Raw genomic sequence first — 14,407 nt, forward strand, 5'->3', positions numbered from 1 at the left:
AGCTAGACGATATATATAGTCTTTTTCCCTATCGTCAAGGAACATCGTAAATCTTTTTGTAAAAAAAATTCCAAGACCTAAACCTTAAAATCAACACTCAGCAATCAATCGCTAACTGCCTGTTTTTACTATGTCTTTCCGATGCACCACCGAAGCATGCGCCTCGTCGGTGAGCGGTGTTATAGGCCCCTCACCAACACCTGTCAAAGACCTTTTCCAATTTATTTACCTTTTTCAGTCATCTTTGCCGCGATTAAGAGTACCAAAGCTCGAAGCCCCGCAGAAATACAGGACTTTTTTTAAATTGATGAATCGAGAAAATATTGACAGGAATCCAGAAATATATCATTTTGTCGATGCAGAGTTATTGAGGTTCCCTTAATTACAACAACAAACACGGCCGTATGTCGTCTCGGATTCCGGAGCACTATGTGTGAACAATAGATTCCACACGCCTAAATTTATGGTTAAAGCAGCACTGGGTGCTGGCCTATCAGTTCTTACCCTCGGGGGAATTTTATGGCTATCCAGCGGCCCTCCTATAAAAGGTACTTCAACACAAGCTACAGACGTTAACACTGCGTCTTCTGAGCTTACGGCCACATTGAAAACTGATCTTATGACCAGTGAGTATATTGCCGTTGGTGCCGTTCCTACAGAAATCATGCCTGAAGCTATCCCGCCCAGTGATATAGAAAAAATGGTGACAGTATCTTCTGGTGATACCTTAATGAGCCTGTTGGTTACGGCAGGAGCAACAAGATCAGAAGCACACGGAGCCATTACAGCCCTCACAGACGTTTATTCCCCGAAAAAGATTCGCCCAGGCTTGGATATTGCACTTACTTTTGCGTCGCCGACATCTATAGAAACGCTAGACACAACGCGCGATGTCGGCCCCCTAAGAGCCATGCAGTTCCAGCCCAGTGTTGAACGTATCGTGAAAGTCAGCACTGCAGAAGGCGAGAACCTTCGGTATATTGCCGAAGAAATTCAACGCCCGCTCACCATGAAAATGGCACGTAGCACAAACGAGATTAATAGCAGCCTTTATTTAGCAGCACAGAACGTCAGCGTGCCAAACGATATCATGATCAAGCTGATCAGAGCCTATAGTTTTGACGTAGACTTCCAACGCGAAATTCAAAAGGGTGATCGTTTTGAAGTCGTTTATGAAGCTTACTACGATGAAGACAATAATCTAGCCCGAACCGGAGAGATGATCTATGGCAATCTGACATTGTCAGGCGATGATCTACAGCTCTATCGCTATACACCATCTAGTGGGTTTACGGATTACTTTAACGAAAAAGGGCAATCTGCGAAAAAGGCTTTGATGCGAACCCCCGTAGACGGTGCACGTTTGTCCAGTCGTTTTGGCAAAAGAAAACACCCTGTTCTTGGGTACACCAAGGTCCATAAGGGGGTAGATTTTGCAGCACCTCGTGGCACACCGATTTATGCTGCCGGTGATGGTGTCATTGTCCGTGCCAATCGCTTTAGCAGCTTTGGTAACTACATCAAAATTCGACACCATAGCGGATACCAAACAGCCTATGCTCACCTTAAGGGCTTTGCCAAGGGTATAAAGAAGTCCAAACGCGTTCGACAAGGACAGGTGATCGGATACATCGGCACGACCGGACGCTCTACGGGGCCACACCTACATTACGAAGTCCTGTTCAATGGGCGTCAAGTCAACCCACTGGGCGTAAAGCTGCCTGCTGGCGAAAAGCTTAAAAGCGTTGACCTCAAAAAATTTAAAGTCGAGCAGAAGAAAATCAATCAAATGATGAATGACTTAAAGAAACCTGCCGCTCTTGCACAAGTACAGCCGAACTGAATTAACAAACATACCAAGCTGAATATCATCAAATTTGGCTTTCATCTGATAGAAAAAGGACCGCAAAAATTGCGGTCCTTTTTTATCTTCACGAAGCCTGATAATTCAGGTCGAGGAGATATAATCTCCATTGATACTCAAACCAGCATCACTTGCCGATACTTTCAAGATATCACCCTCGTGCACAGCCCCTTCTAATATCATGGATGCCAAAGGATTTTGCAACTCACGTTGGATCACCCGTTTAAGAGGCCGCGCGCCATAAACAGGATCATACCCCTTATCTGCCAGCCATTCGATCGCGGCATCATCTAGCTCAGCCTTGATCTCTCTTCCCAAGAGAAGACGTTCCAAACGCCCAAATTGAATGCCCACAATTGCACTCATATGACTGCGTTCCAGACGGTGGAATAATAACACTTCGTCCAACCTGTTGAGGAACTCTGGTCGGAAAGACGCGCGAACAACTTCCATCACCTGCTCACGAACAGCAGAACTGTCTTCACCCTCAGGCTGATTTGCCAGAACTTCCGACCCCAGATTTGATGTCATAATGATCAGCGTATTACTAAAATCTACCGTACGCCCCTGGCCATCAGTCAGGCGACCATCATCCAAAACCTGAAGGAGAACATTGAATACATCCGGATGTGCCTTTTCCACCTCATCAAACAACACAACTTGATAAGGTCTACGGCGCACAGCTTCAGTTAAAGCACCACCTTCCTCATATCCTACGTAACCAGGAGGCGCACCAATCATCCGTGATACAGCGTGTTTTTCCATATACTCTGACATGTCCAGGCGAACCATGGCAGTGTCGTCATCAAACAGAAAAGAAGCCAAAGCCTTTGTTAACTCCGTTTTCCCAACTCCGGTTGGGCCAAGAAAAAGGAAAGAGCCAATTGGGCGATTCGGATCTTGCAGCCCTGCACGAGATCGGCGAACAGCATTAGAGATTGCTACGATGGCTTCGCTTTGACCAATAACCCTCTTACCTAAAAGCTCCTCCATCTTTAAGAGCTTATCCCGTTCTCCTTCAAGCATCTTATCCACAGGGATTCCCGTCCATCGAGAAACAACCCCTGCAATAGCATCCTCGCGCACTTCTTCATTGAGCATATGGGCATCACGGCTCCCAGCCTCTTCGGCTTCAGCCAATGCGCGTTCAAGATCTGGAATATCTCCGTATTTAAGTTCTCCAGCCTTTTCCAAATGCCCTCCACGCTCAGCACGATCTAACTCAATGCGAGCTTGTTCCAATTTCTCTTTGATTTTCTGGGCGCCAGCCAATTTATCTTTTTCCGATTTCCATTGGCTGGTGAGAACATTGCTTTTTTCTTCCAGTTCCGTGATTTCTGATTTCAATTTTTCCAGACGGTCTTTAGCAGCCTTATCACTTTCTTTTTGGAGCGCAGATTGCTCTATTTTGAGTTGGATAAGTTTTCTGTCCAATTCATCAATTTCTTCAGGCTTAGAATCAACCTCCATGCGCAATCGGCTGGCGGCCTCATCAACCAAATCAATTGCCTTATCTGGTAAAAAACGATCAGTAATATACCGGTTGGACAAAGACGCTGCGGCGACCAGTGCGGAATCTGTAATTCGGACACCGTGATGTAATTCATATTTTTCTTTCAATCCCCGCAGAATCGAAACCGTGTCCTCAACACTTGGCTCGGCGATTAACACAGACTGGAAACGCCGAGCGAGTGCAGCATCTTTTTCAATATACTTACGATATTCATCCAGCGTGGTTGCTCCCACGCAGTGCAGATCACCCCGGGCTAAAGCAGGCTTGAGCATATTAGAAGCATCCATTGCTCCGTCGGTTTTCCCTGCACCAACCAAAGTATGGAGTTCATCAATGAAGACAATGATCTCACCATTCGCTTCTGTCACTTCCTGCAAGACAGCTTTAAGACGTTCTTCAAACTCCCCGCGGTACTTTGCGCCGGCAATCATACTTCCAAGGTCTAGTGACATTAATTTTTTACTGCGAAGGCTTTCGGGAACGTCACCGTGTACGATTCGTAACGCGAGGCCTTCAATAATGGCCGTTTTACCAACACCCGGCTCCCCAATAAGAACCGGGTTGTTTTTGGTTCGGCGTGAGAGAACCTGTATTGTTCTCCTGATTTCTTCTTCGCGGCCAATCACCGGATCAAGCTTACCTTCCCGCGCAAGCTCAGTCAGGTCGGTAGCATATTTTTTAAGAGCCTCGTAACTGTCCTCTGCCGAAGCTGATTGTGCGGTACGACCTTTGCGTAAATCGTTCACAGCTGCATTTAACGATTGGGCCGTGATGCCAGCGTCTTTTAATATTTTCGCTGAAGCAGCTTCAGTGGAAAGAGCAAGCGCAATTAAGAGGCGCTCAACCGTGACATAGTTGTCACCAGCCTTTTTTGCAATCTGCTCAGCTTGCTCAAACACCCTTGCCGTTTCCGGAGCCAGGAAAATTTGCCCAACATCCTGTCCACTGACTTTAGGTAGTTTTGCAAGCTCTCGCTCAACCCCTCCAAGGGCTTTTCCCGGGTTCCCACCCGAAGCTTCAATTAAGTTCGCAACCAACCCTTCGCTATCGTCCAACATCACCTTAAGCATATGCTCTGGTGTCAATCTTTGGTGGTCACTCCGATGAGCAAGACTTTGTGCTGATTGAATAAATCCCTGCGTACGCTCTGTATAATTATTTACATTCATTTCTTAAGCTCTCTCCGCCATGCCTGATAAACAGCGCATAGCCGTTGATGCCAATACTAACCATCACCCACCTTAGCAGCATGATGGTGCTCTAACGTTGATTTTAATCACCCGTCATAAAATATATGGGAAAACCAGAAGAAAAATACAAGACAGCTAGAGCTTAATCTCTACTGAAAGAAGTAAGGGAAAGCTCACGACACCCGTGAAATCTTCGCTCACTTCTTACACCGGGTCTTACATCAGGAATTTTCATAAAAAAAACCCTGCCCGAAGGCAGGGTTGGGAAATCCCATAGTTACGTCAGGAGAGATGAGTACATACCCAGAAGGAACACAAACAATGTAAATGGCATAATTGCCTTAAGGTCTGCATATCTTCCTCGGTAGGAACTACAAGAAAGAACTTAGCTGAGAAGAATTTATTATGCAACTGAAAATCATTCTCATTTGAATTTATTTTTTCAATCCAAAAAAAGAGTTTTTCCTTCCTCCAGTTGTAAACGACGAAAACACCAGGAAAATAACGCATTAACACTCATAAATTATTAAGGCCTTGATAAATAATACTGAAGAAGGAGAATGGTAAAAAAACCAGGTGAAATACATGTCAGCACAAATAAATTCAATTTATCGCTACCCTGTGAAAGGGCTAAGTCCCGAATCAATTGCGAAAGTTAATCTTCTCGCCAATCAAACTATTCCCAATGATCGACGATTCGCGATAGCACACGGATCCACGGATTTCCCCGATGGCCCCTGTTGGCTCTCTAAGAAACACTTTCTTATGCTCGCCAAAACTCCGAAGCTTGCTCAACTCGTCTCGCACTTTGATGATAAAACAGAGGTTTTGACCTTAAAAAGAAACGGAAAAAAAGTGTCTCGGGGAAAACTAACCGATCCAACTGGGCGTATGCTCTTGGAGCAATTCTTGGTCGGCTTTCTAGAAGCCGAATCTCGAGGCATCCCAAAAATTGTTGAAAACAAGATAACGGCCTTCACAGACATCCCAGATCAACAAATTTCACTAATCAATCTTGCAAGCGTGAAAGATATAGAACGTGTGGTTCGCAGTCCCGTTGATCCTCTGCGCTTTAGGGCGAACCTCTATATCGAGGGTCTAGAGCCTTGGGTAGAGAATAACTGGGTCGGAAAAGAGATTCAAGTTGGGGATGTGACCCTCAAAATTGCCTCACCAATTGGTCGCTGTTCAGCAACAAATGTCAATCTGGATAGTGCAGATGTAGATATGAATATCCCCAAAAGTTTGCAGTCAGGATATGGTCATCGCAATATGGGTGTCTATGCAGTGGTAAAAAATTCTGGCGAGATCAAAGAAAAAGCGCCCGTGACTATCATATAGTCAGGGCGCCTTCCGCAAACGAATTAATGAGTTCGATAGCTTACTAAATTTCTGTCGAGCTATCGTCTTCAACCTTAGCAACAATTTTTCTCGGCCTTCCACGTGGGCGAGGAGTCTTAATTTCAGAAGCCTCAGCCTTCGGTTTTGTTATCCGAGGTTTACGTTTTGGCTTCTCGGCAGACACTTCATCTATATTGAGTGGTAATTCCGCAGAAACAGATTTTGTAGCAACAGAAGGAACATCTTGAATTGGTTGCGTTTCCGACGCAGGCGAACTCTGTCGCGGCTGCTCGCCATTAGAATCAGTTGTTTCATATCGAGGCCGGCGTGTACGAACTCTATTTCGAGAAACAGTATTCTGTGAAGCAGGCTTACGCCGTCCACCAGTTTCTTCACTATTGCTCTCAGAAGAACTGTTACCTGAAAGATTAGATCCTGTCGTATCAGAGTCAGAATTAGAAAGATCAGTGTGTTTCACTGCGTCAACAGAGCTTTCGTTGTCTTTCTCAATGAACTCAGGGTTCTCGTTTCCTCTGTTCTCCTGATCTACGTTTGATCGAGAATTTCTATTCCGATAATTATCTGATTGATTTTGACGTTGGTCAGATGGACGTTGATCAGTTGAATGTCTGGGTTGAGACTGACTTTGAGTTTGTGGATCAGTCGAATCATTAATCACACGAAAGTAATGCTCTGCGAACTGATGTAAAGATTCAGCAAGCACACGATCCCCACTCACAGTCGCATCTCGAGCCAGCTGAAGATACTTCTCTTTCAACTGTGAAGCGTTACCGCGGATACGTCCGCCTGGACCATTACTATCAAACACACCGTTTCGTGACTGCTGTGGCTTACGATTAGTGTTGTTATTGTTTGATCGGCCACGTGGACGACGATTTGAGTTATTTGAATTATTTGTGTTTTGCTGTCTCATCATTCGCAAGCTAAATTATAATGCTAAATATTGGATATCGACAATCGTCTAAGGTCGCGAAACCTGACGAGAAACTTTTAAATTGTCGGCTGATACCCCCGGGGCACCCCATGCCCCTGCTATAGATTACACCGTAAAGCTATATCTCGAGGTTTCCAACCCCTAAATGCTAATTTTATATTATTTATTATATTACCTTACGTGCAAAACAGGCTCGATCGATTCCAGCGAGGTCTTTTATCGTTGGCAAGCAGGTCAACTCAGCGCTCACCATTAGGTCATTAATCTCCAGAGATTGTCCTTGACCAGCCTCAATGACGAGAAATCCTTGTTCTTTGAGGATTTTAGCAGCTTGGGGAATTAGGTCTCTGTAATCCTTGAGACCGTTCTCTTCAGCAAAGAGAGCTTTCGCCGGGTCATATTCGAGAACTTCCGGCTCCAGATCAGATATTTCGTGTCGCCCAATGTAAGGAGGATTTGAAATAATGATATCCCACTCACCAGATAGGCCTTCACACCAATTTCCTGTTTGAAAACTGGCTCTCTCAGTTAAACCCAGGCTCAAAGCATTACTTTCAGCAACAGCAACTGCGCCGGCACTTATATCAACACCCAATCCTGTCGACTTTGGAAGCTCACTTAACAATGCAAGCAGCAAGCACCCAGATCCCGTTCCTAAATCCAAAATTCGAAGAGGTATTGTTTTATCTTCTAAAAGGCCCAACGTAGCCTCTACCAAAGTCTCGCTATCTGGCCTGGGATCCAGAGTTTCTGATGAAATATAAAACTTTATGCTCCAAAATTCACGATACCCTACAATACGAGACACAGGCTCTCGATTAGTACGGCGTGTAATCATATTTTCAAAAGAAGCCCTTTCAGCTTTTGTAACTTCTTTCTCTGGATATCCAAACAGATAGGATGGGTCTTTTTCGATCGCTTCAGCCAAAAGCAGCCGGGCATCCAGGCGAGCGCCATTAATCCCGGCCTTGTTTAAACGCTCTACTCCCTGGTGCAAACATTCACCAATTGTTACCGTTGCAAAATGATCTTGCTCGGCTGTCATTATCTTATTGGATCTCAGCAAGGCGTGCGGCTTGATCTTCTGCTATCAATGATTTGATAACTTCATCCAGCGCTTCACCGGCAATAACCTTATCCAACTTATAGAGTGTCAAGTTGATCCTGTGATCCGTAACCCGCCCCTGAGGAAAATTGTAAGTACGGATACGTTCAGATCGATCCCCGCTTCCGACCTGAGATTTACGATTGGCGGCCTGTTCTTCTTCTTGTGTACGACGTTGATTATCGTAAATTTGTGTGAGCAGCATCTTCATAGCCTGCTCTTTATTTTTATGTTGGGAGCGCCCGTCCTGACATTGAACAACAACCCCTGTCGGAACATGGGTAATCCGAACGGCAGAGTCAGTCGTGTTAACATGCTGGCCACCAGCACCTTGAGCACGATAAGTATCGACCCGTAAATCACTCGGATTAATCTGCACGTCCACGGCCAAGGCTTCAGGCATAACAGCAACAGTCGCCGCGGAAGTATGAATTCTTCCTCCTGATTCTGTAACGGGCACCCTTTGAACCCTGTGCACACCAGATTCAAATTTCAAATTTGAAAACACACCGCTCCCGGTAATAAGAGCTGTCGCTTCCTTAACGCCGCCAATCCCGTTCTCTGAATAATCCAACGCTTCAAAACGCCATCCCATTGTTTCAGAGTAACGCTGATACATCCGAAATAACTCGGAAGCAAAGAGCCCGGCTTCATCACCTCCGGTTCCGGCCCGAACTTCAAGGATCGCATTCCGCTCACCGTCAACGTCCTTGGGTAACAACATGATTTGGACTTGTTGTTCCATTTTTGGAAGCTTCTGTTTAAGTTCCAAAAACTCTTCTTGAACAAGGTCTTTCATTTCAGGGTCAGCATCTGGATCACTTAACATTTCTGCAAGATCAAACATCTCTGACTGCAAGTTTCTGAGCTCTTGAACTGTTTCAACAACAGAACTCAGCTCGGAAAGTTCACGGAGCAGTTTTGTGTACTCCTCAGATCCAGGATCTTGGTGAGTAGAAATAACAGCGGTCAGTTCGTCATATCGGGCTACTACAGCGTCTAGTTTATCATCGAACTTCACGTTCAGTCCTCTTTCACTTCATCACTGCCCACAGCATCGTTCCCTAAATTCGTTGGAAAACTTTCAATACGGAAAAGACGACAAAGGGTCTCTTCCAATACCAAATGGGCTTCTGGATCTTCTCTAGCAGTCTCTTTTAAAACGACTTGAGGATTATGCAATAGCCGATTAATCAATAATCTGGTCGCAGCATCAACATCCCCATCATTTCCAGCACATTCGGTTAGAACTTGCTGGCGAAGTGCTTCAAAATGTTTTCTTACTATAGAAATTGTTGGAGCGGCCTGGCGCTCTATTTTGTTCCGAATAAAAGATTGCATCTCTTGACCCAAAACTTTCCAAGCCGCCATCATTGCATTTTCGCGATGTTTCTTTCCTTGTTTGGCTACATTCTCAAGATCTTCTAAATTATAAGAAAACGCGCCATCAAGCTCGTTGACTTCAACAGCAACGTCGCGTGATCCCGTGGTATCAATTATAAAAATGGGCTTGCGCTTCCTTTGTTTCAAACAACGCCCAATGATCTCTTTGGTGAAAATTTTTTCACCCCCGCCCAGCGATGAGAGTATAATATCGCTGTCTATGGCTAAATCATGGATCTCAGACCAGGGACTAGCTTCTCCACCCAACCGAAATACAGCAGTTTTACTTCGCTCACCCCGCGGATGAGAGATTCTTAATGCCCGAATACCCACACTGTTAAATTCGCCACAAAGAAGTTCACCAACTTCTCCTCCTCCTACGAGTAACACGCTACACCGGGAAAGATCACCATGGATGCCACGCGCGACCTGAAGAGCAGAAGAGGTAAGAGTAATAGGTTGTTGTGCAATTGTTGTTTCGGTTCTAACCCGCTTAGCCGCAACTAAGCTTGCCTGAATAACATCATCCAAAAATCCATCTGTTAGTCCGATCGATCTCGACTGGCGATGACAATCTTTCACTTGCCCCAATATCTGGGGCTCGCCAACAACAACACTATCGAGAGACGAGGAAATTGCAAAAACGTGACGTAGAGCATTAAAGCCCGTATGAATATAACTTTGTTTACGGATTTCATCTACTGTCATCTTGGCCTCAGAGGCCATAAGAGAAAGATAATAGTCCGTATCTTTGGACTTATGGTCACCAAGAACGAAATCAAATCGTTCGCAGGTTGCGATTAAAATAACACTTTTTTCTCCGCGTTTTTTTAATCCTGCGAGGACTTTATCGTATTCAGGCTCCTCAACGAAGAGGCTGTCTCGTAACCTTCGGCCTGCAGTCCTAGCGCTCACGCCAATGACCGCCAACTTATCGAACTGTTCTGATTGTTCGATGAAGGGGTGTTCAGGTATAAAAGGTGGTACTGAAATCATACGGGATCACTAGTAGAGACAATAGGGACCAGTTTAAGCCCCTTTCGCCCCAACTGTACAGGTTAGCGATAAATTGCCAGTTTTTCCACCAACTCGTCCAACTTTACGACGCTCTGATCACCGCTCACAAGGTCTCTGACGGTTGCTGAATTTTCTGCAAGTTCATCATCCCCCATGATAATAGCTGCACAGGCGTTTTGTTTGTTTGCCCGAATCAACCGTTTTTTCAGATTACCGCTATATCCAAGTTCTGTTCGATACCCAGCATATCGCAATTCATCTGCAAGAACAGACGCACGTTTGTCTGCGGCCTCTCCCATTGGAATAATTACAACGGGTTTGGCGATCACAATTTCACGGGTCATGAGCATGGCAAGGCGTTCAACACCTGACGCCCAGCCAACACCGGGTGTAGCTGGGCCACCCATCATTTTAACAAGACCATCGTAACGACCACCTGCTAATACAGTCCCCTGAGCCCCCAATGCTGTGGTTGTAAACTCAAATGCGGTATGGCAATAATAATCCAATCCCCTTACCAAACGGGGATTGATTTCGTAAGCAATGCCTAAATCATCAAGACCATCCTTCACCTGAGCAAAGAAGTCCTTACTAAAATCATTTAAATAATCAGAGAAAATTGGTGCATCAGCGACAAGTTTGCGATCACGCTCATTCTTAGAATCAAGGATTCGGAGAGGGTTTTTTTCAAGGCGATCCAAGCTATCTTCTGATAATTGATCTTTGAACTTAGAGAAATACGCAACAAGCGCATCACGATAAGCCTTACGGCTCTCAGTATCACCCAGAGTATTCAATTCCAATACTGTGTCGCCATAAACACCTAATTCTTTCAGGAAATGAACACCTAGGGCTATAATTTCCACATCACCCTGCGGCTTTTCAACACCAAGAAGCTCAACTCCAGCTTGGTGGAATTGACGTTGACGCCCTTTTTGCGGACGTTCGTGACGGAACATAGGGCCGCCATAAAAAAACTTTACCGGAAGCTGTTGGCTCAGCCCGTTCGACATAAAAGCACGTGCAACACCTGCTGTGTTTTCAGGCCTCAAGGTGATCTCATCCCCCCCCTTCGTCGAAAAGGTGTACATTTCTTTGGTCACCACATCTGACGTATCACCAAGTGTACGCTTAAAAACTTCTGTTTTCTCAAAGATGGGTGTGATGATTTCGTCATAACCAAAACGGTTCGCAACGGCCCTTCCAATATCAAGAACTTCACGATGTCGACGCATATCTTCACCGAAAAGATCGTGCGTTCCGCGTACTGGTTGCAGAGAAGACATGGCTTGGGTTCTCCTGAAATAGCCTGATTTTATATGAACAATTAACCGGAATGGTTATAGGGATTAGTCCCGTAAATGTATATAGCCACGATCATGAATATCGAGATGCTGAATCTGAAAGCCGTTTTTAAAGTACGGGAATTTTATTTCAAAAATCAATGACCCATTACTTGAGGCTCTTCACCTCGAGCTATTGCCGCTTCGATCTCTTCAGCTTTTGTCTCTATCATACCGACAAGATGATCAACAATACTCTGATCCTTGAGGCGATGATCTGGCATACCCGCAACATAAACCTGATGGGTATCTTTGCCTCCGCCCGTTAGGCCAATGTCGGTCATTGTTGCTTCCCCCGGGCCATTGACCACGCAACCAATAACAGAAACCGTCATCGGCGTAGTGATATGGCTCAACCTTTCTTCTAAAACAGCAACCGTGCTGATCACGTCAAACTGTTGCCGCGCGCAAGACGGGCAGGAAATGACATTCACTCCGCGGTGACGGAGCCCCATGGATTTGAGAATATCAAAGCCCACTTTAACTTCTTCAACTGGATCGGCAGACAGGGAGACTCTCAAAGTGTCTCCAATTCCCGACCACAGAAGGTTTCCAAGGCCGATTGATGATTTAACCGTCCCTGTTCTCAGACCTCCAGCTTCGGTTATACCGATATGCAGTGGGTAGTCACAAACTTCGCCGAGCTGCATATAAGCTGCAACGGCCATAAAGACGTCAGATGCCTTACATGAAATTTTGAATTCTCGAAAATCCAAATCTTCTAAAATACGAATATGTCCTAGAGCTGATTCGACCATCGCCTCTGGGCAGGGTTCAGCAAACCGATCAAGAAGGTGCTTTTCAAGCGATCCCGCATTCACGCCAATTCGCATGGAACAACCATGATCTTTGGCTGCACTAACGACTTCAAGAACCTTTTCACGTTTACCAATGTTACCGGGGTTAATCCGCAGGCAAGCCGCACCTGATTCAGCAGCCTCAATAGCACGCTTATAATGAAAATGAATATCGGCAACAATCGGCACGTTCACTTCTCGAACAATATCTTTCAAAGCCCGAGAGGATGCTTCATCAGGACAGGACACACGAACGATATCGGCGCCAGCTTCTTCCATAGCGAGGATCTGTTCAACAGTCGCCTTAACGTCGGTCGTGAGCGTATTGGTCATAGATTGAACCGTTATCGGCGCATCGCCACCAACAGGAACATTGCCAACCATTACCTGTCTTGATTTACGGCGGATAACATCACGCCAAGGTCGTAAACTCATTAAACTCTCTCTGTGCCCTTCTAAAGCAGGGGCAACATGCGCTTTCCCGAGATAAAACTCAAGTCGTAAGCCGTGAAATATATACCTATGGATTATTGAAACGATCACCCCAAAGTTCGAGCACTTGTTCCTACCTTAGTTTCACAGCAAATAAACTTCTAATCATACATCCAAACTTATTATCAGACGAAGGTGTCAGGAATAAGTAAAGGCGCATAAATCTATGCGCCTCTCTATATAAAATTTCAGGGATCGAATTCAATACCGATTTTCATAGATCAATATTATTCAGATTGGATCGATTCCAGCAATCCTTCCTCAGAAAGGATTATATCGCGCCGAACGCCTGTTACAGGTCCAAGTTTTGGCAACTCCTTACCATTGAGCTTAAGAATGATGCCCCCTGCATTCCCTGTTGTCATAACCAAACCATCGCGCTTGGGGACATTATAAACAGAGCCTGCACGCAGAACCCGGCTGAAGACAACTTCACCAGTGGCATCAACAATATGCATCCAGGCATCTTGCTCTGCTAAAATTGAGATCGCTGAGGCCACTCCTTCATCGCCAAAGACTTCAGGCTCAGGCGGTGGCGGTGGCGTCACAACAGCATTGGCCGTTTCGTTTGTTGCCTCATCGGAAATGCCAACTTCGTTGGCTTCCGCTCCAACTCCGACCTCTTCAGAAGAGTCAATCTCGTCCTCTCCTCCTAAGCTATCAAGAACTTCGTTAGGTGATATAGATAAATCGGGATCAGTAGTTACAACTTCAGAAGTTGTCGTATTTTCAATCGCTTCAGGCTCAATTATTTCTGGAGTGACCGGCGCAGCAGCAGTGGCTTCTGATGAGGGAGCAACAATAGCGCCCACCGTGCTGCTTTCCTGCGCCTCAACAGGCACTTCTTGCGTCACAGACTCTTCATCTTGGCTAGCTGTTACAGTTCCCGAAACAGCTCCGTCAGTGCTTGTATCTTCAACAACGACTTTCCCGTGTGAAGTAAATGGCACCCAATCAGGCAGTTCTACATCAAAACGGGAAATAGCGGACCAACCGCCATATGCAATAGCTAAAAGCAAGACAGAAATAAGTAATATAGCAAGTCCTGGAGTCTTACTCTCCGGAACAGGTGTCGGAAAGATTAAGGTTTTCCGGGCGCCATAACTTTCTACTTCTCCCTTGAATTGACGAACTATTTCATCTTTATCCAGATTAAGATATCCGGCGTACGTTCGAACAAATCCATAAGCATAAGTATCACCAGGCAAACTTGTAAAATCTCCGCGTTCGATTGCTTCCAAAAAGACATATCGAATACGAAGAACATTGGCGACCGCACGCAGGTCCTGACCACGCTTTTCTCTACCCGTACGCAAAATTTCCGCTACGGTAACTTTAGGCTGGTCAAAGTCTGGAGTATCTCCACCAGACGCATTATCCCGTGTTTTCTGCATCGCTTCCACAATC

General features: G+C 45.5%; 10 protein-coding genes. 2 read left to right on the plus strand and 8 right to left on the minus strand.

What is annotated here, in order from left to right:
- Window positions 1–433: 433 nt before the first annotated feature.
- The gene (locus ACFSKO_RS14685; RefSeq protein WP_380252942.1) at window positions 434–1,843 is read left to right on the plus strand and encodes a M23 family metallopeptidase; all 1,410 of its coding nucleotides are present in this window, start codon (window positions 434–436) and stop codon (window positions 1,841–1,843) included.
- A 105-nt stretch (window positions 1,844–1,948) separates the two neighbouring features.
- On the opposite strand, the gene clpB is transcribed toward ACFSKO_RS14685, so the two are convergent.
- Window positions 1,949–4,546: an ATP-dependent chaperone ClpB gene (gene clpB / locus ACFSKO_RS14690; protein ID WP_380252944.1), complete on the minus strand. Its 2,598-nt coding sequence runs from the start codon at window positions 4,544–4,546 to the stop codon at window positions 1,949–1,951.
- Between the two features lie 606 nt (window positions 4,547–5,152).
- Between clpB and ACFSKO_RS14695 the strand changes: the two genes are divergently transcribed.
- Window positions 5,153–5,908 (plus strand): MOSC domain-containing protein, encoded by a 756-nt coding sequence (locus tag ACFSKO_RS14695; RefSeq protein WP_380252946.1) that lies wholly within the window; start codon window positions 5,153–5,155, stop codon window positions 5,906–5,908.
- Between the two features lie 43 nt (window positions 5,909–5,951).
- On the opposite strand, the gene ACFSKO_RS14700 is transcribed toward ACFSKO_RS14695, so the two are convergent.
- From ACFSKO_RS14700 to ACFSKO_RS14730, 7 genes are all read right to left on the minus strand, one after another.
- Window positions 5,952–6,842, minus strand: a complete 891-nt coding sequence (locus tag ACFSKO_RS14700; protein ID WP_380252948.1) for a DUF4167 domain-containing protein — start codon at window positions 6,840–6,842, stop codon at window positions 5,952–5,954.
- 187 nt (window positions 6,843–7,029) lie between these two features.
- Window positions 7,030–7,908 (minus strand): peptide chain release factor N(5)-glutamine methyltransferase, encoded by an 879-nt coding sequence (gene prmC, locus ACFSKO_RS14705; RefSeq protein WP_380252950.1) that lies wholly within the window; start codon window positions 7,906–7,908, stop codon window positions 7,030–7,032.
- Between the two features lie 4 nt (window positions 7,909–7,912).
- Complete coding sequence (gene prfA / locus ACFSKO_RS14710) at window positions 7,913–8,989, minus strand: peptide chain release factor 1 (protein ID WP_380252952.1); 1,077 nt, start codon at window positions 8,987–8,989, stop codon at window positions 7,913–7,915.
- 2 nt (window positions 8,990–8,991) lie between these two features.
- On the minus strand, window positions 8,992–10,347 hold the full coding sequence (gene hemA, locus ACFSKO_RS14715) for a glutamyl-tRNA reductase (protein WP_380252954.1): 1,356 nt from the start codon (window positions 10,345–10,347) through the stop codon (window positions 8,992–8,994).
- 62 nt (window positions 10,348–10,409) lie between these two features.
- A complete protein-coding gene (hisS, locus tag ACFSKO_RS14720; protein ID WP_380252956.1) occupies window positions 10,410–11,654 on the minus strand; it encodes a histidine--tRNA ligase in 1,245 nt (414 codons plus the stop codon).
- Window positions 11,655–11,809: 155 nt separating this feature from the next.
- Window positions 11,810–12,943 carry a flavodoxin-dependent (E)-4-hydroxy-3-methylbut-2-enyl-diphosphate synthase gene (gene ispG, locus ACFSKO_RS14725; protein WP_380252958.1) on the minus strand — a complete coding sequence of 378 codons (1,134 nt, stop codon included), beginning with the start codon at window positions 12,941–12,943 and terminating at the stop codon, window positions 11,810–11,812.
- Between the two features lie 284 nt (window positions 12,944–13,227).
- Window positions 13,228–14,394, minus strand: a complete 1,167-nt coding sequence (locus tag ACFSKO_RS14730; RefSeq protein WP_380253126.1) for a helix-turn-helix domain-containing protein — start codon at window positions 14,392–14,394, stop codon at window positions 13,228–13,230.
- Window positions 14,395–14,407 lie beyond the last annotated feature (13 nt).

The organism is Kiloniella antarctica (genome assembly GCF_042682825.1).
In the GTDB taxonomy this organism is placed as follows: domain Bacteria; phylum Pseudomonadota; class Alphaproteobacteria; order Kiloniellales; family Kiloniellaceae; genus Kiloniella; species Kiloniella antarctica.

Coding starts and splice junctions, on each gene's coding strand:
- clpB (WP_380252944.1), bottom strand. CDS start 4,546: ATGAATGTAAATAATTATACAGAGCGTACGCAGGGATTTATTCAATCA.
- ACFSKO_RS14695 (WP_380252946.1), top strand. CDS start 5,153: ATGTCAGCACAAATAAATTCAATTTATCGCTACCCTGTGAAAGGGCTA.
- ACFSKO_RS14700 (WP_380252948.1), bottom strand. CDS start 6,842: ATGAGACAGCAAAACACAAATAATTCAAATAACTCAAATCGTCGTCCA.
- prmC (WP_380252950.1), bottom strand. CDS start 7,908: ATGACAGCCGAGCAAGATCATTTTGCAACGGTAACAATTGGTGAATGT.
- hemA (WP_380252954.1), bottom strand. CDS start 10,347: ATGATTTCAGTACCACCTTTTATACCTGAACACCCCTTCATCGAACAA.
- hisS (WP_380252956.1), bottom strand. CDS start 11,654: ATGTCTTCTCTGCAACCAGTACGCGGAACGCACGATCTTTTCGGTGAA.
- ispG (WP_380252958.1), bottom strand. CDS start 12,943: ATGAGTTTACGACCTTGGCGTGATGTTATCCGCCGTAAATCAAGACAG.
- ACFSKO_RS14730 (WP_380253126.1), bottom strand. CDS start 14,394: ATGCAGAAAACACGGGATAATGCGTCTGGTGGAGATACTCCAGACTTT.